This window comes from Pseudomonas sp. TREG-RG-20F-10-E-6-01, assembly GCF_022662455.1.
Classification (GTDB): Bacteria; Pseudomonadota; Gammaproteobacteria; order Pseudomonadales; family Pseudomonadaceae; genus Aquipseudomonas.
The window spans coordinates 1-21382 of the sequence record NZ_JAKNQP010000003.1 but is presented as its reverse complement, the minus strand read 5'-3'; the positions used below and the strand labels follow the sequence as shown (position 1 = coordinate 21382).

The following is a 21382-nucleotide window of genomic DNA, read 5'->3' as shown; positions in this document are numbered from 1 at the left end:
TGCGGTCAATCAGACATACCGGCCTGATTACTGCCAAGGAATTTGCACCATGCCCGACTCCGCGTTGCTTGCCGACCTGCCCCGCGACCTGCATTACGTTGACGACACCCAACCGGGTATCCGCCGCAAGAAGCTGCGCGGCAAGTTTCAGTATTTCGACGTCAACGGTGAGCGCATCACCGATGCCGACGAAATCAAACGCCTGAACTCATTGGCTGTGCCACCCGCCTACACCGACGTGTGGATCTGCGCCGACCCGCGCGGCCATTTGCAAGCCACCGGCCGCGATGCCCGTGGCCGCAAGCAATACCGCTACCACCCGCGTTGGCGTGAGGTGCGCGACACCGACAAATATTCGCGCCTGCAACAGTTCGGCAATGCTCTGCCGAAACTGCGCGCGCAACTGGAAGCACAAATCGCCGCGCCCGGTTTCACCCGCGAAAAAGTCCTGGCCACCGTGGTGATGCTGCTCGATGCCACGCTGATTCGCGTGGGCAACACCCAGTACGCGCGGGACAACAAATCCTACGGCCTGACCACGCTGCGCACCCGCCATGTCGACATCAAGGGAAGCGAGATACTGTTCCAGTTTCGTGGCAAGAGTGGCGTGGAGCATCAGGTCAGCGTCAAGGACCGGCGCCTGGCCACGGTGGTCAAGCGTTGCCTGGAATTGCCAGGGCAAAACCTGTTTCAGTACCTGGATGAGGACGGTGAACGGCATACCGTCAGCTCCCATGACGTCAACGCCTACCTGCACAGCCTCACCGGCGCCGACTTCACTGCCAAGGACTACCGCACCTGGGCCGGCACCGCCCTGGCCTTGGCTGTATTGCGCGAACTGGAGTGGCAACCGGAATCGGATGCCAAGCGGCATGTGGTCGCCATGGTCAAGGACGTTGCCAAGCAACTGGGCAATACCCCGGCGGTGTGCCGCAAGTGCTATATCCACCCCGCCGTGCTGGAGCATTTCAGCCTGGGCGAATTGTCCAAGCTGCCCAAACCCCGAGTGCGCAAGGGCCTGAAAGCCGAAGAAGTTGCGCTGGCAATGTTCCTTGAGCAATTGGCCGCGGACTTGCCGAAAAACGCCAAGGTGGGTTAGCCTTTGCGCCTCTTCTGACTCACGGGATGCACGCCGACGTGAACAACTAAGCCTTCCAAAATGTACCTGCAACGAGCCGCTTGGCGCGCTTGTTGGCCTGTCCGACATTTTTTTGGAGGTGCTGATGACTGACGTCAAACGGCCGCCCGTACTCGTTTCACTGCAACACCTGTCCTTGCAGTTCGCCGATGGCGAAACCCTGCTGAACAACCTCAACCTGTCGATTGATCACGCGCCCACCGGGATTGTCGGGCGTAATGGCCGGGGCAAAAGCCTGCTCGCCAAGCTGCTTGCCGGGCTGCTGGCGCCCACTGGCGGCACGTTGAAAAGCGCGGCCAGCGTGGCATATGTGCCGCAGGCGCTGGCCGTCCAACCGGGCGAAACCGTCGCCGACATCACCGGCACCGCCCAGGTGTTGGCCGCCCTTGAGCGGCTGGCCCGCGGTGAGGCGCGCGCGGATGATCTCGCGCTGATCGATGATCGTTGGGACCTTGCCGAACGCCTGCGCACCGCGCTGGGTGCAGCCGGGTTGCAGCAACTCGACGCTGCCACGCCAGCCGATCAACTCAGTGGCGGCCAACTGGCCAGGGTTGCAGTGATCGGCGCGCTTTTGGCCACGCCGCAGTTGCTGATTCTCGATGAGCCAACCAACCACCTCGACAGCGCCGGCCGTGACTGGCTGTTGCGCACGCTGGCAGCCTGGCCCGGCGGCCTGGTGGTGGTGAGCCATGACCGGCAACTGCTCAATGCGATGGCGCGCATCATTGAGCTGTCGCCGCTTGGCGCGCAGGTGTATGGCGGCAACTACGATGCCTATCGCTTGCAACGCGACAGCGAACAGCACGCGGCCATGGCCGCCCTGGAACACGCCCGCCTGGCGCGCAGCCGCGAACGCAAACGTCTGCAGAAGGATCATGACAACCTGCAGCGCAACGCCGCCCGCGCACGTAAACACGCAGAAACCGCCAACGTCACCGGGTTTACCAAAGCCCGCTGGAAAGGCGCCGCCAAGGAAATCGTCAGCAGCGTGCGCAGCGCGCATCACGCATACAAACACGAGCTCGATGCGCAGGTACGCCAAGCCCATGAGCGTGTGGAGGATCACTCGCCCACGCTGTTGGCCCTGCCTGGCTCAGTAGTGCCCAATGGCCGACAGGTTTTGAGCGCGGAAAACGCTCAACTGCCCTGGCTTGATCCGCACCACACCTGCAGCTACGTCACGCTCAACCTGGCGGGCCCGATGCGCATGGCCGTACGCGGGCCGAACGGTTGCGGCAAATCCACGTTGCTCAAGGTGCTTGCGGGCCAATGGCCGGTGGTCAGTGGTGAATGCGCCGTGCATGTGGCCAGTGCCTATCTCGACCAGCACCTGACACTCCTGGATGGCAACCGTAGCATTGTCGAACAGCTCAACCTGCTTGACACCCCGCTGGCCGAAGCCGAGCTGCGCACGCGTTTGGCGTTGCTGCAACTGGATGCCCTGCGGGTGACTCAACCCACCCGCCAGCTGAGCGGCGGCGAACGCCTGAAGGCCGCGATGGCGATTGCCTTGTGGCGCGAGGTACCGGCGCAACTGCTGTTGCTGGACGAGCCGACTAACCACCTGGACCTTGAATCCGTGCTGGCCTTTGAACAGGCGTTGCAGGGTTTTACCGGAGCGATGGTGGTGGTCTCCCATGACGAAACGTTCGTGCAGGCCGTCAGGCCGACGCATTTTTTGACCTGGCAGCGTCAGGGCTGGCGGCTGGAGTGTGTCTGAGGTCATTGCGCGCGCAACCAAAGCGTCCTACGGTAGTGGCCGAATAATCTCACCGAGGAACCTGGGGCCATGCTGCCTTCATCGCGCAAACCCTACGCCAACGCCGCACTCGCCCACCGTCAACGTTGGCGCGGGCGGGTTGGCTTGATGCTGGTGGCCAGCCTTTCCGTGCTGGCCGGCATGACCGATGCGATAGGCTTTATGGCCAGCGGCGATTTTGTTTCGTTCATGAGCGGTAACACCACGCGCCTGGCCGTGGCGATCAGCGCAGGTGACTTGGGCCTTACCGGGCGCTTGTTGTTGCTGGTCGCAACCTTTGTCGTCGGCAACGCCCTGGGCGTGGTGATCAGCCGCCTCAGCCGCCGGCACGCGCTGCCCTTGCTGCTGTGCATTGCGGCCTTGCTGTGCGGCGCCGCCGTGTGGCCCTTCGACGACACCTTGCCCGCGCTGCTGGCAGCGATTGTGGCGATGGGTATGCTCAACGCCGCAGTGGAAGAGGTAAACGGTTTGCCGGTGGGCCTGACTTATGTGACAGGCGCCCTCTCACGCTTCGGGCGCGGGCTGGGCCGCTGGGTGCTGGGAGAACGGCGCAATGGCTGGAGGGTGCAACTGATTCCGTGGGGCGGCATGTTTGTGGGCGCGGTGATCGGCGCGGTGCTGGAGCACCAGCTCGGCCTGAAGGCGCTGCTGGTCAGTGGCGCGTTCGCCGCGTTGCTGGGCTTGGTGTCGCTGAAGATTCCGCGGCGCTGGCACTTGGGTTACATGCCACGCTAAGAGAAAAGAGGCCCGCTCGACGTTGCGGCCTCGACGTCCATGTACTGGTAAAGAGCCATCACGTCGAGCGAGCGGGGGAATGATAAGCCAATGTCCGTCGGCTGTCCCGCCGGGCTTTTCCGAATATCACTTAGGCAAAGGATTACAGGCAGGTCGCGAGCGCGGCCAGTCGGCGCTTGGCGGGCATCGTGTCGGCGACGGCAAAGTAATTGACGGTAGAGCCGGCGCCGGCACTGCGCACGTCGACAAAATAATCGCCGCCGGTGGTGTAGACGGTAAAACCGCCTGCTTCGATCGGCTCCTTGAAGCCTCCGGCGTCAACGCCAAATACCGCCTCGTCCTGCCAGCCGAACTGAATGCATTGGGCAACCACCAACGGCGTCTTGTCCGAAGCCAGCGATTTGTACGGCACGCCGGTGCGCGCATTGTTCATTTTCGAGCCCGCGCAACCGGACAGTACTGCCAGTGCCAATGCGCCAATTACCAGCTTTCGCATGCCATCGCCTCCTTGGAAAAAAACGCGACTCTACCATTAGCAGGCGACACTCAAGGATTATTACGTCACGCTGTCGCCTACTTATGCCCCCGCTTGCCCCTGGAAACCCGATGACGCCCAACGCCGAACGCTATAACCCTTCCACCGACTACGCCGACAAGCTGATCAGCCGCATCGGCCAGACGCCGACGTGGATCGCCAAGCGCATCGGCGTCACCGACAAGCGCATCCGCTACATCCTCGATGGCGAACGCACGGTAAAGGGTGAAAGCACGCCAATCCAGATGACCTACACCGAGCAGTTCGCCCTGGAATGCCTGGCGGCGGAGGCCAAAGCCAAGAAGCCGTCTAAACCTGCGGCCGGATGAATTTAGTTTCACTGTGAAGGGTGCTCACGCTGCCTATAGTTGGCAGGCTCATTTTTAAGAAGTCTCACTTCTGCCCGCCCTCCCGCGGGCTTTTTTTTGCCTGGGTGTTGGTGGATGACCTCCAGCTACTTACCCGCGCATCAAAACCACCAACGAAACAAATAAAACAGCCCCATGCTCAGCAGCACCGTGATCAACACGCTGCGCGTCCAGAACATCAACGCCACCGCGCAGATCCCCGCCAGCAGGTAAGGATTGGCCGGACTCACGTTGAGCTTATGCTCAGCGAGAAAAATGATCGGCCCGCAAATCGCCGTCAGCATTCCCGGCACGGCAAACCCGAGAAACTCGCGCGCGCCGCGATTGAGGCGCACCGGCAGACGCGGCTCGATGAACAAGTAGCGGTTGAGAAACACCACCAAACCCATGGCCACAATCATGATGTAGATCATCGCTGCCCTACTCCCAGCCGCTTGCAGGCAAACCCTGCGCCCATCCCCAGCACGCCCGACACCACCACCGCCGACTCCCAGTGCAAGTAACTCAGCCATACCGAACACAACAGCGAGACCGCCACGCAGACCACCGTGGGCACGTCGCGCACCACCGGCGTAATCAAGGCGATAAAGGTTGCGGCAATGGAAAATTCCAGCCCCAGTTGATCAAGCCCCGGAATGCTCTTGCCGAGCACGATGCCCGCCAGGGTGAAGAGGTTCCAGATGATGTAGAACGTCAGGCCGACGCCCAGCGCATACCAGCGATTGAAGGTTTGACGGTCATAGTGGTTGACCAGCGCGAAAAACTCGTCCGTCAGCAAAAAGCCCAGGCTCATGCGCCAGCGCACATTGAGCGACGAGAGCGTCGGGCGCATGTGCATGCCGTAAAGCAGATGCTGGGATGTGAGCAGCAAGGTGGTCAGCACAATCGAGATCAGGCTGGCACCGCTCTTGACCATGCCGATCGCCACCAGCTGCGCGGCGCCGGCGAACACAATGGCGGACAAACCCTGAGCTTGCAGCGGAGTAAATTGCGCATCAATCGCCATGGAGCCGGCCAACAAACCCCAGGGCGCACAGGCCAGAGACAGTGGAATAACGGCAAGGGCGCCGCGACCGAAGGCGTAATGAGGTAAGGCTGTAGGCATGGAGACGGCTCATCGACAGACAGTCGACAAGCATGCCAGCGTGATACGAGGCGTGTCTTGAACGATCGTGCTCAGGCGAGCCTGACCGAGACCTGCTCCACCGAGTCACGCGCTTCGCGCAACTCATGGGCATCCTGGTTGAGCCGGTGAATGGTATTGAGCAGGCGTTGGCGCAGCACTTCATCGCCGAGTTTTTCGACGGCGCGCATCAGGTCAAACGCCGCGGTTTCGTTATTGTCCGCGACAGAATCGAGGGTTTTGCGCAGGTTGCGAGTGGCACGGGTCACGCGAGTTCTTCCTTCATCAGCAATGGGCAGGCACTTTAGGACATTCGTGTTTCATTTTAATTTCAGACACTTGTGGCTGATTGTCGGGCATTTGATCCACATCAACGGAATTCAGGATTTGACCTACATATATGGCAAACCATATATTCGCAACGCTATCCATACCAAGACCTTGATCATGTCCGCCCCCCTCTCTCCGCCCGAGCTGTTCAAATGCCTGGCCGATGCCACGCGCGTACGGTTGATGTTATTGATCCTGCGCGAGGGCGAACTTTGCGTGTGCGAACTGATCCATGCTCTGTGCGACAGTCAACCCAAGATCTCCCGCCACCTGGCGCAACTGCGCAGTGGTGGGCTTTTGCTGGATCGTCGCCAGGGTCAATGGATCTACTACCGCATCAATCTGGCACTGCCCGACTGGGTCATCCAAGTGCTGGACACCACCTTGCAAGCTAACCAGCCATGGTTGCAAAACGACGCGCAGCGTCTTGATGCAATGGGCAACAGACCACAACGGGCCGGCACCTGCTGCTGAGCCATCGGAGCGTTTATTCATGCTTGTCGCAATTGCGATTTTTATCTTCACCATCGTTCTGGTCATCTGGCAGCCCAAAGGCCTTGGGGTCGGCTGGAGCGCAACCATGGGCGCGATTCTGGCCCTGGCGTGCGGGGTCATCAGCCTGTCTGACATCCCGGTGGTGTGGCACATCATCTGGAACGCCACCGGCACCTTTGTCGCGCTGATTATCATCAGCCTGTTGCTCGATGAAGCCGGGTTCTTTGCCTGGACCGCGTTGCATGTAGCACGCTGGGGCCGGGGGCGTGGCCGGCGCCTGTTTGCCTATATGGTGCTGCTCGGCGCCTTGGTGTCGGCATTGTTTGCCAACGACGGCGCGGCGTTGATCCTCACACCGATCGTGATGTCGATGCTGCTGGCGTTGCGCTTTTCCCCGGCGGCCACCCTGGCCTTCGTGATGGGCGCCGGGTTTATCGCCGACACGGCGAGCTTGCCGTTGGTGGTGTCGAACCTGGTGAACATCGTCTCGGCGGATTATTTCAAGATCGGCTTCAACGAATACGCAGCGGTCATGGTGCCGGTCAACTTCGTCAGCGTTGCTGCGACGCTGGCGGTGCTGCTGTGGTTTTTCCGCCGCGATATTCCGCAGGCCTACGACCCCGCCGACCTTGATGACCCGGCCAGCGCCGTCCACGACCGTGCGACCTTTCGTGCCGGGTGGTGGGTACTCGGGATTTTGTTGGTCGGCTGTTTCGCCCTGGAGCCGCTGGGCATTCCGATCAGTGCGATCTCCGCCGTGTGCGCCGTTTTGCTGCTGGTGATCGCCGCCAAAGGCCACAAGATTTCCACGCGCAAAGTGCTGAAGGACGCCCCGTGGCAGATCGTGGTGTTTTCTCTGGGCATGTACCTGGTGGTCTACGGCTTGCGTAACGCGGGTTTGACCACCTACCTGGCAACCTGGCTCGACACCTTCGCCACCTACGGCGTGTGGGGCGCGGCGATGGGCACCGGGGTGCTGACGGCGCTGCTGTCGTCGGCGATGAACAACCTGCCGACGGTGTTGATCGGCGCGCTGTCCATCGAATCCAGCCATGCCGTGGGCGTGGTCAAGGACGCGATGATCTACGCCAACGTGATCGGCAGCGACCTGGGCCCGAAAATCACTCCCATCGGCAGCCTGGCCACGCTGCTGTGGCTGCATATTCTTGCGCGCAAAGGCATCAGCATCACGTGGGGCTACTACTTCAAGGTCGGAATTGTGCTGACGTTGCCGGTGCTGTTGATCACCCTGGCGGCGCTCGCCTTGCGCCTGAGTCTGTGAAGACATGTGCGGTGAACCGACTCTGGATGAGCTGGGCAACCGATGTCAGCATCCAGCATTACAAAAAAGGTAATCGCGACCTTGATCGTCCCGGCGTCATTGTCGTCGCCAGCAACCCTGACTACCTGGGCAGTTACCGATATCGATAGTGATGACGAGCGTATTTATAAAAAACACGCGTCCTCGTTTGCATCAATGAAATATTTAAAACCCTGAACCTCTTTTTGGAAGGTGCAGAGCTTACTGAACAGTCATCCTGCCCAGTAAGCTCGCCCCCCAAATAGCCACCGGTCCACGGTGTGTATCCTCAGGCGCACGTTGCAGCCAGTGGTCGATCTGAACACCCTCGTCAGCGTATGCTCACGGCTGATTTTCTATCGAGCCGACCCTATGAGCGCCATGCAACATGCCTGGCTGGGCAACTACGAAGTCACCCATACACGCTGCACGGGCCTGACCTTTGCCCGCCATAGCCATGATGAATGCGTGATCGGCGTAAACCTGGTCGGCGAGGAAAGCGTCTGGCTCGACCGCCGCGAGTTCCAGGCCGGGCCTGGCAGCATCACCTTGTACAACCCCGGGCAGATTCAAGGCGGCGGCGCGGCTGATGGCGCACCCTGGCATTTTGTCAGCCTGTACGTCGCGGCCGACGCGTTGGCGGCTGACCTGGGGCTGGCCCAGGTGGAATTTGATCGCTCGCTCTGCTTGCAGCCCGACCTGGCACAGCGCCTGGCTGCGGCGGTCAAAGGTGCCTTGAACGACGACCCATTGCTCCGCGAGATTAACGAAGACGCCTTGGTTTTGCTGCTGGGTGAAGTGGTGGGTGTTAGCGGCGTGCGCCTGCCCGGTGTTGCCACGGGCGGCAAAGGCATGATCCGCCGCGCCCAGGAGCTGCTCGCCGAGCAACTGAGCCAAGCGCTGCCGCTGGACCAGTTGGGCGATGAGCTGGGCCTGTCCAAATTCCATCTGTTGCGCACCTTCCAGAAAGAAACCGGGCTGAGCCCCAGGCAGTGGGCGATGCAATTGCGTACGTGTCGTGCCAAGGGACTCTTGCGCCGCGGCGCCTCGGCCAGCGACGTCGCGCATGAGCTGGGGTTTGCTGACCAAAGCCATCTCAACCGACACTTTCGCGCCGCCTATGGCATCACCCCAGGCCGCTATCAAAGCCTGTTGAAACGCTGAAAGCGCAATCTGGTTCAAGACACCTGCGCCACACAGCCGCACACTGCGCGCCTCTGTTGAAGGAAAGCGGCATGGTCACGATCTTTTTTTACGCGCTGGTATTCGGTTTTGTGTTTTGCCTCTCACCCGGCGCGGTGCTGGCAGAAACCTTGCGCCGTGGCTTGCTCCATGGGTTCACCGCTGCCTTGCTGGTACAGATCGGTTCGCTGGTGGGCGACGCCGCCTGGGCGGTGATCGGCCTCACTGGCATCGCCCTGCTGATTGAGCATGAAACCGTGCGTGTTCCACTGACGATTGTGTGCGCGGTGTACCTGGCCTGGCTCGGTGTGCGCAGCCTGATCGACGCCTGGCACCTGCCCGCGGCGGACAGCGGGCCGGTCCGCTCCGGACAGAATGCGCTGGCAGTGGGCGCGGCCATTTCCCTGGCTAACCCGAAGAACATTGTGTACTGGGGCGCGTTGGGCAGCGCCTTGTCCGGGATCGTCGGCGCCACGCCCAGCCCTGGGCAAACCCTGATGTTTTTTGCAGGTTTCATGCTGGCGTCGGTGCTGTCGTGTTTTCTGATTGCGGCGCTGGTCAATCTGTTACGCAAAAACGCCTCGCCGCTGTGGCAGCGCGTCAGTTACGGCGCGTGTGGTTTAGTGTTGATCTATCTGGCAGTTCTGGCTGCACAGGGCGTATGAAGTTATATATCCCATAACTAACCGTGCCCCTTGTCTGAATAAACTCTGAACGCGGACTGATTTAATTAATCATGCGTTGACATTTTGTAACCGCCTGAGTAGATTGCCCGTGCCCGCAACTGGGGCCTTTTTTAAACCTCACAAAAGAAGCCAATGGACACAGTATCTAGTCGCTGTCCGAGCACCGCTTTAGCGGGCATCGGGCGCCAAACCCAGAATATGACAGGACTCGCCTTCCAGGTCCGGTAAGCTGCGCTAGAGCTTGATGCTCCACCGTAACTGCCTCACCGGTCGCCCGTCCGGTCCCGAGGTGTGTTATGACCTTCCAACTCATTGCTTTGCCCGATGTACGTACGCTGGCCGCCGCCCTGCGCGCCAAGCTGTGCCGCGAGCCCGCAGGCTTTTCGCCTACCCGCGCCACGTTTGCTGCACCCTCCCCTCAAGCCAGTAAAGACCAAGCGCGTCCGGCCCCGGTGTTGGCGCACTGGCACCTGTGCCCTGCCAGCGGCCAACTGCTGCAGCACTGGGACCATGCCGACCCTCAAGACCCGCAGAGACCCCAGGTTTCCATGCTGGCTCAAGCGAGCCTGATGTTCGGACTTTACCTGAGCACTCGCAGCGCTTAACCCGGCTGGAAACAGCAACTTTCTAATTGATGTTCTGGAGTTCTTTATGAACACGTCCAGTAGTAGCCCGCTGCGCGTTAGTTAACTAACGCGCGCGTGGCGGGCGCTGTAGAAGTTATGTGAACACCTTATTTAAACCGATCGCGAAGTTTGCGGCTCGGCATGCTTTCGCTCGCCTGTCTTCAGGTAAGTACCGGGTATGTTTTGTCGAGAATTGGCGACAGGAGTACAGACAATGAGCGCCGTAAAAAACACGCCTCTGCACAAGAAAAATGGCACCGACACCGACACCAAACTGTCGATGCGCGCCGCCCGCGAAGCCCAGAACGGCCTGCAGGCCACCCTCGCCAACGTGCGAGCCACCCAGGATGGCCTGACCGAACTGGACGCCTCGGCGCGTCTGCAACGCGAAGGCTACAACGAAGTGGCCCACGACAAGCCGCCTCACGCCATCGTACAGTTCCTGCAGGCGCTGAACAATCCCTTCATTTACGTGTTGCTGACCCTGGCGGGCATCAGCTTTGTCACCGACTATTGGCTGCCGTTGCAGGCCGGTGAAGAAGTCGACCTGACCAAAGTCATCATCATCATGACCATGGTGCTGCTCAGCAGCCTGCTGCGCTTCTGGCAGGAACACCGCTCGGCCAAATCCGCCGAAGCACTCAAAGCCATGGTGCGCACCACCGCCACTGTGCTGCGGCGTGAGCAAGTCGGCGCTCAGCCGACCCTGCGCGAAGTGCCGATGCGCGACCTGGTCGCCGGCGATATCGTGCAACTGTCGGCCGGCGACATGATCCCTGCCGATGTGCGGCTGATCGAATCCCGCGACCTGTTTATCAGCCAGGCCGTACTGACCGGCGAAGCCTTGCCGGTCGAAAAATACGACACGCTCGGCGATGTCACGCAAAAATCCGCCTCTTCGCTGGCGGCCGACCAGGGCAACCTGCTGGACCTGCCCAACATCTGCTTTATGGGCACCAACGTGGTCAGTGGCCGCGCCAAGGCCGTGGTGGTCGCCACCGGGCCGCGCACTTACTTTGGCTCGCTGGCCAAGGCGATTGTCGGCTCGCGGGTGCAGACCGCGTTCGACCGTGGGGTCAACAGCGTCAGCTGGCTGTTGATTCGCTTCATGCTGGTGATGGTGCCGATCGTGTTCCTGCTCAATGGCTTTTCCAAAGGCGACTGGGGCGATGCATTCCTGTTCGCTCTGGCCGTGGCGGTGGGCCTGACCCCGGAAATGCTGCCGATGATCGTCAGCGCCAACCTGGCCAAGGGCGCTACCGCCATGGCCAAGCGCAAAGTGGTGGTCAAGCGCCTGAATGCGATCCAGAACTTCGGCTCGATGGACGTGCTGTGCACCGACAAGACCGGCACCCTGACCCAGGACAAGATCATCCTCGAACACCACGTCAACGCCTTTGGCCAACGTGATGATGCGGTGCTGTCCCTGGCCTGGCTGAACAGCTACCACCAAAGCGGCATGAAAAACCTGATGGACCAGGCCGTGGTGCAGTTCTCGGAACACAACCCCAAGTTCCAGCGGCCATTTGCCTACAGCAAGGTCGATGAATTGCCGTTCGACTTCGTGCGCCGTCGCCTGTCGATCGTGGTCAAGGACGCCGCCGGTGACCAGTTGCTGGTGTGCAAAGGCGCGGTGGAAGAGATGCTGAGCATTTCCACCCACGTCATGGAAGATGGCGCTGCAGTGCCGCTGGATGATCGTCGCCGTGACGAGCTGCTGGCACTGGCCAATGACTACAACGAGGATGGCTTTCGTGTACTGGTGGTCGCCACCCGCAACATCCCCAAATCCCTGGCTCGCCAGCAGTACACCACCGCCGATGAGCGCAACCTGATCATCCAGGGCTTCCTGACCTTCCTGGATCCACCGAAGGAAACCGCAGGCCCGGCGATTGCGGCGCTGCAACAAATTGGCGTGGCAGTAAAGGTACTGACCGGCGACAACGCGGTGGTCACCAGCAAAATCTGCCGCCAGGTCGGCCTGGAGCCTGGTCAACCACTGCTGGGCGTAGAAATCGAAGCGATGGACGACGCGACGCTGCTGCGCCGCGTGGAAGAACGCACCGTGTTTGCCAAGCTGACGCCGCTGCAGAAATCCCGGGTGCTCAAAGCGCTGCAAGCCAACGGTCACACCGTCGGTTTCCTCGGCGACGGCATCAACGATGCGCCAGCGCTGCGCGATGCCGACGTGGGCATCTCGGTGGACAGCGGCACCGACATCGCCAAGGAATCGGCCGACATCATCCTGTTGGAAAAGAGCCTGATGGTGCTGGAAGAAGGCGTGCTCAAGGGCCGCGAAACCTTCGGCAACATCATGAAGTACCTGAACATGACCGCCAGTTCCAACTTCGGCAACGTGTTCTCGGTGCTGGTGGCCAGTGCGTTCATTCCGTTCATGCCGATGCTGGCGATCCACCTGCTGCTGCAAAACCTGATGTACGACATCTCCCAGCTGGCCCTGCCGTGGGACAAGATGGACAAGGAATACCTGGCCAAACCGCGCAAGTGGGATGCGAAAAACATCGGCCGCTTCATGATCTGGATCGGGCCGACCTCGTCGATCTTCGACATCACCACCTTTGCGCTGATGTGGTACGTGTTCAGCGCCAACAGTGTGGAAATGCAGACCCTGTTCCAGTCCGGCTGGTTTATCGAGGGGCTGCTCTCGCAAACCCTGGTGGTGCACATGTTGCGGACCCGCAAGATCCCGTTCTTCCAGAGCACGGCCGCCTGGCCGGTGTTGATGATGACCGCCCTCGTCATCGGCCTGGGGATCTACGTGCCGTTCTCGCCCCTGGGCACCCTGGTCGGCCTGCAGCCGCTGCCGCTGGCGTACTTCCCATGGCTGGTCGGCACGCTGTTCGCCTACTGCTGCGTGGCCCAACTGATGAAAACGATCTACATCCGCCGCTTCAAGCAGTGGTACTGATCACCCGCCTCTGAAACGGTGGCCGTCGCCCGGCGGCCACCGTGCAACACAAGGATTCTGACTATGCGCGTGTTGATCTGTGCAGGTCGTCATTACGCCGACACCAAAAAGTCCCGCCAAGTGCTGGACGCTTACCACCGCCTGCGCCCGGTGCAGGTATTGATTCACGGCGGCAACCAATTTCTGGGCAGTGACGTTGAGGAATGGGCGCGGGAAATCGGCATCGACGTGGTGCGCTACCCGCCCAACTGGCAACGCCATGGCAAGCAGGCGGAACGCCAGCGCAACCATTTCATGCTGACCGACAGCCGCCCCGACGTGGTCATCGCCCTGCCGGGTGGTGACGACACCTCGGAACTGGTCTGCCAGGCCAAAGCCAGCGGCATTTCGGTGCTGACCGTAGAAAGCTGAATTCAAGCGAGGTGCATCATGCACAAAAAACACACCCCTCATCGCCAAGACGGGTTTGCCAAATATCGCGCACGTCACTATCGCGGCGCTCGCCATACCCTGTTGCTGCTGCCGCCGGCCAAGCGGCGTGCACTGCAACGCAACCTTACGTTTATCGGCGTGACCCTGGGCCTTGTCCTGCTCATCGCGCTGCTTTCCAAAGCTCACGCAGCCGGTGGCGCCTATGTGGTTGATGACGGCGCGGTCAACGCCCCAGGCGAATGCAATGTGGACGCCTGGTACACCGCCAATCGGCACCAAGGCAACAGCCACAGTGAAACCTTGAACCCGGCCTGTACCTTCAAGGCACTGCCCTCGGTGCAATGGAGCGCCGCATTGTCGCGCGCCAGCCAGGCCGGCGATGCCCAAACGCAGGTCAGCCCGCAAGTGAAGGCCCAGGTGTGGTCACGCGAAGCCCTGGGGCTACAGCTGGCAGTTTCGGCAACGTCACATGTTGCCTTGGATCGCCAACACGCGTTCGACGGCGCGGACCTGAATGTGCCATTGACCTGGCAACCTGTCCAAGCGCTGCGCCTGAACCTGAATGGCGGCTGGACGCATGCCTACAACGGCGGCGAGCAAAACCACCGCCTGACCTGGGGCACGGGGTTCGAATATCAGCTTGCGCATGCTTTGACGCTGATCGGTGAGCGCTACGGCCAGGAAGGCGGCGACCAGGCGTGGCAGGTCGGGCCCCGCTTCCATCTAGGCGCGTTGCTGGACGTGGATGTCGTCCTCGGGCAGAGCCTGAGCGGCGAGCGCGACCAGTGGTTGACGACCGGCGCCACCCTACGTTTCTAAGCCTTGGCTTGCTGTTCCAGGTGCAGTTGCAGATCAGGATCGAGCTGCAACTGCCCTGCCAATTCATCCAGGTAGCTACGCTCGCCTTCCTGTTGATCATTGACCAGCATCACGCTGGCCAGGTAGATCTCCGACGCCACCGCCGGGTCACGCGCATACTCTGCAAAATCGGCAGCATTGAGCGGCTTGGCCACTTCGGCGTCGAGCCATTGCTGCAATTGTGGGTCATCGGTGTGGCGGCCGATTTCGGCGCTAATCATCTGCTGCTCCTGCGCGTCGATCTTGCCATCCGCCTTGGCGGCCGCAATCAATGCACGCAACAGTGCATGGCTGTGGGCCTCGGCCTCAGGGCCGTCGAGCTGGTCAACCGTCTGAATGGCTTGCTGGGGTGCAGACGCCTGCTGTCGTTGCCAGGCCTGATACGCCTGAAACGCGGCCATCCCGAGGGACGCCAGTGCCGCGTAATTCATCCCGCCGGAACGCGCCTGCGTCGTACCGCCGGCGGGCGCGCCGCGCAGCAGCCCACCGAGACCACCCAACAAACCACCCAGCCCACCGCCGGCCGAGGCAGTGCCGGTGCTGGTGCCTTTGAGCAAACCGCCCAACAGGCCGCCCAGGCCACCGCCCGAGGTGGCGCTGCCTGACTGCCCGCGCAGCAATTGTTCCAATAGATCGCTGGTATTCATGGTCTTGCCCTCCCAGGGCGCAGTGTTGGCGTTCAACAACCATAGCCCGCCGCAGCTGGAACACCATGACCGCCGGGCAGGCACGCTCTATGATGACGCCATTGCGCCGTTGAGAGAGAGAACACCCGTGAACCGTATCGAGCACATCGCATTGATGGCCCACTACAACCAGTGGATGAACCGCAAACTCTACGACGCCGCCGGCACGCTGACGGACGCGGAGCTGGCGGCGGATCGACAGGCGTTTTTTGGCTCAATCCTCGGCACGCTGAATCACCTAGCGCTGGGGGATACCGTCTGGCTCAAACGCTTTGCCGAGCATCCAGCGGGCTTTTCGGCGCTGGCCCCCTTGAGTGCGATTGCCACACCCACCGACCTCAAGCAGCTGGCCTTTGCCGATATCCGCGCGCTGTCAGCCCATCGCGCGTGGCTGGATCAGCTCATCATCGAGTGGGCGCATAGCCTGCGCGAGTCCGATCTGGACCAGCACCTGAGTTATCACAACATGCGCGGCGCAGCGAACCGCAAGCCGTTCTTTGGCTTGCTGGTGCATTTTTTCAATCACCAGACCCACCACCGAGGCCAGACAACCACGCTGCTGACCCAGGCGGGCGTGGATGTAGGCGACACCGACCTGCTGGCACTGATTGACTGAACTCAGCGTGCGCTGAACGCTGCGTAGGCCTGCATCAAGCGTGGAAAGTCTTGCGGCTCAGGCAATTGCGCAAAGCTTTCGACAGCAGGCGTGGAAACCCAGGGCAGCTTTTCGCTGGTCCAGGTTTCCATGAACGGCACGTAATCGTGGGCGTCATCCAACAACGTCGCGCGCACATTGACGAATTCGTCGATGCCATGGGGTCGGGTAAACAGCCAGCTCATGCAATGCGGGCAGCAATAGTGACGGTCCACACCGTGCAAGCCGCCGATGACCGGGCAACCCTGGGTCACGGTAAAGCCACTGGCGGGGATCAAGGCGCTGAGGGAGAAAGCGCTTGAGGTCATTTTCCGGCAGCCGCTGCAATGGCAAGCCATGGTAATCACCGGCGGCAGGCTCACGCTGAAACGCACCCGGTTACAACGGCAGCTGCCTTCCAAGGGCAACACGTCGACAGTCATCATTCATTCCTTTTTATGATTTTTGGCCCCGCAGGGTAACGTAAAGCCGTCGCGAAACAAACCGAACGCCACGCCGCGCCCGGGGTCCAAACCCTGAGGCAGCGGGGTTAATTGCCCCGCCCTGCTCACGTGCACCTGCTGGTCTGGGATGCGCGTACCCCCATAAGAAGGAGACGCTTACATGGTCACTCACTTCAAGGTCGCCGGGCATCTAGCCTGCGGCCACCACGGCAGCAACCTCACGTCCAGCACCGAGCTGAACCGAGTCAAATGCCGCACCTGCCGCAATACCGAAGCCTACAAAGAAGCGCGCCGCACACAACGCAATGCCGCCCGCCGCTCCGCGCGCAAAACCCAGACCCACACTGCCAGCGACTGGCGCAGTGCGTGGACACAACGCCTGACCGACCTGCCCGGGTTGCAGCGCTTGCCACGCGGGTTCAGTGGGCAGCGCTTTGTCTGATCTGTTCGGGTATTGAGAAAATATTCACCAGGTTCCCGTCGGGGTCCTGCAGCAGTGCGCAAGTATTGCCCCATGGCATGATCGTCACAGGCATTACCACTTGCGTGCTGCTGACCCGCAGCAGGATAGCTTCGACCTCCTCCACCTGAAACTCCAGGATCGCCGAGCGGTTGCTCGCAGCGACGGCCAACCCGTTGTTATGCAAGCGGACCAAACGCTCGTCGCTTATCGCCAGAACCACACCCTCGAAATCAATCTCGGCAAAACCATCAGCCCGATGCCGCGGCTCGATAGTCGACAGGTTTTGATAGAACCGTATGAGTTGCTCAAACTGTTGAGTCACGATGCGAACAGATGCAAATTTCATGAGCTGACCTGACTGGAATACGCAGGCGTACTCTAATTCGGGGCTGTGTCAGATAGTGACAGGAGCATGTCGTGGCGTGTCAAAACCCTCGCCTCGACGCCAGGTTCCTCGTGTAGATCACTGATCTGGCAAGCTTTTTCAACTTTACGCGAATGCAACAAACACAACGTTCGACCTTGCATCCCAGCGCCTGGGTCTATATATTCCCAACCCTGCTGCACCGCGCTACCGCCCGAATGGCGAAACTGGTAGACGCATGGGACTTAAAATCCCCCGCTCGTAAGGGCGTCCCGGTTCGATTCCGGGTTCGGGCACCATGGATATCAAGGGCTTGCATGATGAATTTCATGCAGGCCTTTTCATTTTTTGTTCCGCAATTTCCACACTGTTCCGCAATTCCCCTCCTCCGGCGTCCTGCCGAATGCAATTACCCTCCTGTAACCTCAATCGAACTACCCATACCTTCCCATGCTCTATCGGGAGTCGCCTGGGCCCTCCAGGCCAACCCGCAGGGAGTGGAATATGTCTGATGATCTGAACAACCGTGGGCCTCAAGATCGTGCTCGAGTGAACACATCAGAACCTTGGGAGCTAAAGCACTGGACGAAGGAGTTTGGCGTAACAGAGCAACAGCTCAAAGACGCCGTTAAAGCTGTTGGTCCGATGGTTACTGACGTTCGTGAGAAGCTCGGCAAATAGTGTCAGACGCGCCCTGCGCTTGACGGGGCGTGTTCAATTTCTTCGCGGTGTCTGCGGCAACCTGCAGCGCCTCACCGAAGAAGCTCCCTGCTACGCTGTTCGTCTCAGGGAGGAACGCCGATGCCACATTCAGATTTGATCCCTTCCCCGCTCTCAAAATGCTATGAAAACCAACTCGCTCTTGAGGAAACCTGATGCGCGCTTGATCTGTCGCCCCTTCATCTACTCGTAGTAGACCTTGGCGGAATATTTGTAGTCTCGTCCCAGTTTCGCGCACCATTCGGGGAAGCCGCCTATGGGATTTTCCGAATAGGCTTTCCAGTCCGCGATGAGGCGATCGAAATGCTGCACTTCAGATGTCAGATAAGCCAGCGCTTCGGGATCAGGAGCTTCTGCTATGAGTCTTCTGGCACGCTCCAGCGCTGAGGTCGCCTCGTCAACACTGCCTAAGAAGAAAGACTCGTCAAGATGATGGGTGGCATAGTCAATCCCTCCAAGCGCGAAGTCGATCAGCATCCTGCGGACAGGCATATCTTCGGGGAACCCAGAAAGTGCTCTGGTAAGCAGTTCAGGGTCACGGTTGAGCATCCCGAGCCATCGCACGGGTAAGGTTGTGACTGCATCTTCCTCCATCCATGCCTTCAACGTAGGCACCAGAAACCGGGCGGTGAGCGGCTGCGTCAGAAACTGATGGGTTTTTGAGGATCGCGAATTGGCTTCGAGAATTTCGATTGCTGCGCGACGTGCGGCGGCGCTATCAAACGAACTGGATGCGACGAGAAACCGTTCAAGTGCAGAAAATGCTTCGCGACGTAGCCCTTGTTCTCGATATCGACAATAGCTCGCAAGTGGCTTCAGGTCAGAATGTGCATCAAGGCTCTCCGCAAGCGCCAGAAGCCCTTCGAAATTATCATTGTTCCAATAATACATGGCAGTAAGGCCTAAGAAATGCGGCTCCGAGAGTATGCTCGGCGAGCGGCGCGAGCAAGATGAAAGCCATGCCTCATTGAATTGATGTCGTTGCCAAATGTTTAAACTCCCGCAGCGAGCAAAATTGCTGAGCTGTGCCCGCACAACTGGATGCCATTACGCAACCAGTAACCCCCGCTCGCTACGGTCCAAAGACGTGATCACCCACCCTTTGCGCAAGCCGGGCACGAACAAGTGCTCGAAGGTCTTGCTGTTGGCGCTGGCGTCGCTCCTCGCTGATCCCCGGGTGAACTAACATCGGCTGCCCTGATTGCAAAATTGAGCCTTCTTTTCCATGGCCATTTTTTGGGCAGTTTGCACACTGTTCGACCATGCAAAGCCGCCTCTACAGCCTGTCACACCCCGAAAATAGCCTCAATTTCGATATTCAGTTCCGGGGAAAACAACTTTGAAACCTCGACCAGGGAGCTGGCAGGCAAATGCCCTTCATAGTGCTGCATCAGCACCTTGCGCAGTTCGCCGAGTTGACTGAAGTCGGTGATGAATAGAGTCACCTTCAAGAGTGCAGACATATCGGTGCCCTCTTCGGCGGCAACCGCTTTAATCTGCTCCAAAATAGCATTGGCCTGTTTTTCTAGGCTCTGCCCTTGAGCATCAGTTCCGAACGCTGTGAAGCCTGACAGGTACAGGGTATTGCCATGTTTCACCGAATGCGAATAGGGCCCCACGGCAGGAGGAAGTGCTGCGTAAGTTTTACGTTCGATATTATTGCTTGGCATATTGGCGTGTCCGACATGTCAGTAGAACGGCTGTGGGAAACGTGAGGACTAAGGGGCCTGAATTGATTCGGCCTTTAGATTAATTGTCGTAGAAATACCACATGACAGTCGCCACTGTGGCGACCCAGCCGAGGGTCAGCAGTATTGAAAGACCCGCAAGCCGCTTGTCCATCGTGCCCTTTCAGTTACCAAAATGATCGAAGTCATGGCGTTCCCGGCAGCGTAGTTCACTGCGCGAAGCCTGCAACGGTGCGCACGTCGTTGCGGCACGCCCCCGCTTGGATTAATCGAAAATTCCCCTCCGACCCTCTTACGGTATGAGCGCCTGCAACTCATGAGCGCGCAATTATTTAGCGCGCCTATTATCCCGATGCATTCTTTTGTATTCCTGGATTTACGTCTGCCGCCCAAGCTGCAGCCGAGAGTCACTGTGCCGCATGAACAGTCTGTCTTGTTCGCGCTCAACAAAATGACGTGGGTTGCCACGCCAATAAATCCCGGCCCTCGGAGGCCTATATGAAATTAAGATCCTTGAATATCGCGCGCAGGGCTTTCGTCTGCTTTGGGCTAATTACACTCCTGCTCATAAGCCTGGCGGGCTTCTCGTATTTGCAGATAGATCACCTACGTAATGCAGAGCAGGACATCGAGCAAAACTCCCTGCCCAGCGTCCAGGTCATTGACGACATTCAAATCGCCCTGCTCCATGCTCGCCTTGAAAGTATTCGCATGCTGTCGAGCACGACCAAGGATGTGCATGATAAATCGCTGTCGTTGGTCGAAGGCGCCATACAGACGCTCCAGTCGAAGACAGCGTTTTACCGTGATCATCTGATTTCTGGCGAGCAGGATGAAATCCAGTTTTCGAAGACAAACCAAGCTATGAATGTCTACATCGACGGTCTCAAGAATGTACTTGCCCTCGATATTTCTGATCATGACCAAGCTGTCCTTTTTGCGAACACAGAGCAGGCACAGCGAGCAAGCGCCTATCAGGAGCAGCTAACAACGCTTCGTGAGCAAAATGCGCGTCAGGCGGTGGTGTCGGGGCAAGACGCGACAGATGTATATACGCATAGCGTTAAAGTCTTGATCTTGGTTCTGGTAGTCGCATTTATCTTAACCATCGTCCTGGCGACCCTGTTCACTAAAAGCATTGTCAGCCCCATCAGCGCCTCGCTGAAGTTGGCCGAAGATATCGCGTCTGGCGACCTCACCCACGACCTTGAAGTTACAGGTTCAGACGAAGCCTCACGCTTGATGCATGCGCTCAATCGGATGCAGAAAAATCTCAGAAACACGATCTTGGAAATCTCGGGAGCGTCTGCCCAACTGAGTACCGCAGCGGTTGAAATGACCTCGATCACCGAAAGTGCCGATCGCACCCTTCAGCAGCAAAACAGCGAAATCGAGCAAGCAGCCACAGCAGTGACCGAAATGAGCGCCGCCGTCGAAGAGGTCGCCCGCAATGCCAACTCCACATCTGAAGCGGCCACGCAGTCCAGCTTGGCGGCTGATCTGGGCAATCAAAAAGTGACTGAAACGTTAACGGCCATGCGCGGACTGACGGAACTGGTCGAAGTCTCCTCAACCCAGGTGAAAGAACTCGCAGGCCAGGCTCAAGACATCACCAAAGTTCTGAGTGTGATCAGGGCGATTGCCGAGCAAACGAATCTCCTGGCGTTGAATGCAGCAATTGAAGCGGCACGGGCGGGTGAACAGGGCCGTGGTTTTGCAGTGGTGGCCGATGAGGTTCGGGCTTTGGCGCACCGCACCCAAACGTCGACCCAAGAAATCGAACAGATGATATCCACCATCCAAGCCGGTTCTTCAGCCGCAGTCGAGTTGATGCACAAGAGCACCTCTGAGGTCTACACCACGCGAG

At 59.5% G+C, this 21382-nt stretch carries 25 protein-coding genes and 1 tRNA gene; 17 read left to right on the top strand and 9 right to left on the bottom strand.

The window, feature by feature from the left end; translation table 11 throughout:
* The first annotated feature begins 49 nt into the window (after nucleotides 1–49).
* The 3 genes from L8K08_RS10550 to L8K08_RS10540 all read left to right on the top strand — a co-directional run bounded on the left by L8K08_RS10550 (nucleotide 50) and on the right by L8K08_RS10540 (nucleotide 3632).
* Nucleotides 50–1099: a DNA topoisomerase IB gene (locus tag L8K08_RS10550; protein ID WP_145160905.1), complete on the top strand. Its 1050-nt coding sequence runs from the start codon at nucleotides 50–52 to the stop codon at nucleotides 1097–1099.
* Between the two features lie 124 nt (nucleotides 1100–1223).
* On the top strand, nucleotides 1224–2858 hold the full coding sequence (locus L8K08_RS10545; protein WP_242196487.1) for an ATP-binding cassette domain-containing protein: 1635 nt from the start codon (nucleotides 1224–1226) through the stop codon (nucleotides 2856–2858).
* A 69-nt stretch (nucleotides 2859–2927) separates the two neighbouring features.
* On the top strand, nucleotides 2928–3632 hold the full coding sequence (locus tag L8K08_RS10540) for a YoaK family protein (protein ID WP_242196484.1): 705 nt from the start codon (nucleotides 2928–2930) through the stop codon (nucleotides 3630–3632).
* 142 nt (nucleotides 3633–3774) lie between these two features.
* Here L8K08_RS10540 and L8K08_RS10535 read toward each other — a convergent pair whose 3' ends face one another.
* A complete protein-coding gene (locus L8K08_RS10535; protein ID WP_242196481.1) occupies nucleotides 3775–4128 on the bottom strand; it encodes a lipoprotein in 354 nt (117 codons plus the stop codon).
* Nucleotides 4129–4238: 110 nt separating this feature from the next.
* On the opposite strand from L8K08_RS10535, the gene L8K08_RS10530 reads away from it, so the two are divergent.
* On the top strand, nucleotides 4239–4496 hold the full coding sequence (locus L8K08_RS10530) for a hypothetical protein (protein ID WP_242196478.1): 258 nt from the start codon (nucleotides 4239–4241) through the stop codon (nucleotides 4494–4496).
* A gap of 140 nt (nucleotides 4497–4636) precedes the next feature.
* Here L8K08_RS10530 and L8K08_RS10525 read toward each other — a convergent pair whose 3' ends face one another.
* From L8K08_RS10525 to L8K08_RS10515, 3 genes are all read right to left on the bottom strand, one after another.
* Nucleotides 4637–4948, bottom strand: coding sequence for an AzlD domain-containing protein (locus tag L8K08_RS10525; RefSeq protein WP_145160914.1), 312 nt, complete (start codon nucleotides 4946–4948; stop codon nucleotides 4637–4639).
* Complete coding sequence (locus L8K08_RS10520; RefSeq protein WP_106579139.1) at nucleotides 4945–5640, bottom strand: AzlC family ABC transporter permease; 696 nt, start codon at nucleotides 5638–5640, stop codon at nucleotides 4945–4947. The genes L8K08_RS10525 and L8K08_RS10520 overlap by 4 nt, the downstream gene beginning before the upstream one ends.
* Before the next feature lie 71 nt (nucleotides 5641–5711).
* A complete protein-coding gene (locus L8K08_RS10515) occupies nucleotides 5712–5927 on the bottom strand; it encodes a hypothetical protein (protein WP_043205333.1) in 216 nt (71 codons plus the stop codon).
* 178 nt (nucleotides 5928–6105) lie between these two features.
* On the opposite strand from L8K08_RS10515, the gene L8K08_RS10510 reads away from it, so the two are divergent.
* The 8 genes from L8K08_RS10510 to L8K08_RS10475 all read left to right on the top strand — a co-directional run bounded on the left by L8K08_RS10510 (nucleotide 6106) and on the right by L8K08_RS10475 (nucleotide 14457).
* Nucleotides 6106–6462, top strand: a complete 357-nt coding sequence (locus tag L8K08_RS10510) for a metalloregulator ArsR/SmtB family transcription factor (protein WP_242196476.1) — start codon at nucleotides 6106–6108, stop codon at nucleotides 6460–6462.
* A gap of 19 nt (nucleotides 6463–6481) precedes the next feature.
* Nucleotides 6482–7765, top strand: coding sequence for an arsenic transporter (locus L8K08_RS10505; protein ID WP_145160920.1), 1284 nt, complete (start codon nucleotides 6482–6484; stop codon nucleotides 7763–7765).
* 390 nt (nucleotides 7766–8155) lie between these two features.
* Complete coding sequence (locus L8K08_RS10500) at nucleotides 8156–8947, top strand: AraC family transcriptional regulator (RefSeq protein ID WP_242196473.1); 792 nt, start codon at nucleotides 8156–8158, stop codon at nucleotides 8945–8947.
* Between the two features lie 71 nt (nucleotides 8948–9018).
* Nucleotides 9019–9630, top strand: a complete 612-nt coding sequence (locus L8K08_RS10495; RefSeq protein WP_242196470.1) for a LysE family transporter — start codon at nucleotides 9019–9021, stop codon at nucleotides 9628–9630.
* A 317-nt stretch (nucleotides 9631–9947) separates the two neighbouring features.
* Nucleotides 9948–10256 (top strand): hypothetical protein, encoded by a 309-nt coding sequence (locus L8K08_RS10490; RefSeq protein ID WP_242196468.1) that lies wholly within the window; start codon nucleotides 9948–9950, stop codon nucleotides 10254–10256.
* Nucleotides 10257–10491: 235 nt separating this feature from the next.
* A complete protein-coding gene (gene mgtA / locus L8K08_RS10485) occupies nucleotides 10492–13206 on the top strand; it encodes a magnesium-translocating P-type ATPase (protein WP_145160928.1) in 2715 nt (904 codons plus the stop codon).
* Between the two features lie 63 nt (nucleotides 13207–13269).
* Nucleotides 13270–13617: a DUF2493 domain-containing protein gene (locus L8K08_RS10480; protein WP_106579131.1), complete on the top strand. Its 348-nt coding sequence runs from the start codon at nucleotides 13270–13272 to the stop codon at nucleotides 13615–13617.
* 18 nt (nucleotides 13618–13635) lie between these two features.
* On the top strand, nucleotides 13636–14457 hold the full coding sequence (locus L8K08_RS10475; protein ID WP_242196465.1) for a hypothetical protein: 822 nt from the start codon (nucleotides 13636–13638) through the stop codon (nucleotides 14455–14457).
* Here the strand turns inward: L8K08_RS10475 and L8K08_RS10470 are convergent.
* A complete protein-coding gene (locus tag L8K08_RS10470; protein WP_242196462.1) occupies nucleotides 14454–15143 on the bottom strand; it encodes a tellurite resistance TerB family protein in 690 nt (229 codons plus the stop codon). The genes L8K08_RS10475 and L8K08_RS10470 overlap by 4 nt on opposite strands.
* Before the next feature lie 127 nt (nucleotides 15144–15270).
* Here L8K08_RS10470 and L8K08_RS10465 point away from each other — a divergent pair, with 127 nt between their 5' ends.
* A complete protein-coding gene (locus L8K08_RS10465) occupies nucleotides 15271–15798 on the top strand; it encodes a DinB family protein (RefSeq protein WP_242197891.1) in 528 nt (175 codons plus the stop codon).
* 2 nt (nucleotides 15799–15800) lie between these two features.
* Here the strand turns inward: L8K08_RS10465 and L8K08_RS10460 are convergent, their stop codons facing one another.
* Nucleotides 15801–16259: a GFA family protein gene (locus L8K08_RS10460; RefSeq protein ID WP_242196459.1), complete on the bottom strand. Its 459-nt coding sequence runs from the start codon at nucleotides 16257–16259 to the stop codon at nucleotides 15801–15803.
* Nucleotides 16260–16440: 181 nt separating this feature from the next.
* Here L8K08_RS10460 and L8K08_RS10455 point away from each other — a divergent pair, with 181 nt between their 5' ends.
* Nucleotides 16441–16722: a hypothetical protein gene (locus L8K08_RS10455; protein ID WP_145160938.1), complete on the top strand. Its 282-nt coding sequence runs from the start codon at nucleotides 16441–16443 to the stop codon at nucleotides 16720–16722.
* On the opposite strand, the gene L8K08_RS10450 is transcribed toward L8K08_RS10455, so the two are convergent.
* Nucleotides 16700–17089, bottom strand: a complete 390-nt coding sequence (locus tag L8K08_RS10450) for a VOC family protein (protein WP_242196456.1) — start codon at nucleotides 17087–17089, stop codon at nucleotides 16700–16702. The genes L8K08_RS10455 and L8K08_RS10450 overlap by 23 nt on opposite strands.
* 230 nt (nucleotides 17090–17319) lie before the next feature.
* On the opposite strand from L8K08_RS10450, the gene L8K08_RS10445 reads away from it, so the two are divergent.
* Nucleotides 17320–17406: transfer RNA gene (locus tag L8K08_RS10445), tRNA-Leu, on the top strand.
* A gap of 205 nt (nucleotides 17407–17611) precedes the next feature.
* Nucleotides 17612–17788, top strand: coding sequence for a DUF3606 domain-containing protein (locus L8K08_RS10440; RefSeq protein ID WP_242196452.1), 177 nt, complete (start codon nucleotides 17612–17614; stop codon nucleotides 17786–17788).
* 222 nt (nucleotides 17789–18010) lie between these two features.
* Here L8K08_RS10440 and L8K08_RS10435 read toward each other — a convergent pair whose 3' ends face one another.
* Both L8K08_RS10435 and L8K08_RS10430 read right to left on the bottom strand, forming a co-directional pair.
* Nucleotides 18011–18718, bottom strand: coding sequence for a hypothetical protein (locus L8K08_RS10435; protein ID WP_145160945.1), 708 nt, complete (start codon nucleotides 18716–18718; stop codon nucleotides 18011–18013).
* A gap of 395 nt (nucleotides 18719–19113) precedes the next feature.
* Nucleotides 19114–19497, bottom strand: coding sequence for a RidA family protein (locus L8K08_RS10430; protein ID WP_242196449.1), 384 nt, complete (start codon nucleotides 19495–19497; stop codon nucleotides 19114–19116).
* Nucleotides 19498–20013: 516 nt separating this feature from the next.
* Here L8K08_RS10430 and L8K08_RS10425 point away from each other — a divergent pair.
* A partial coding sequence (locus L8K08_RS10425) for a methyl-accepting chemotaxis protein (protein ID WP_242196444.1) occupies nucleotides 20014–21382 on the top strand: 1369 nt, incomplete at its 3' end.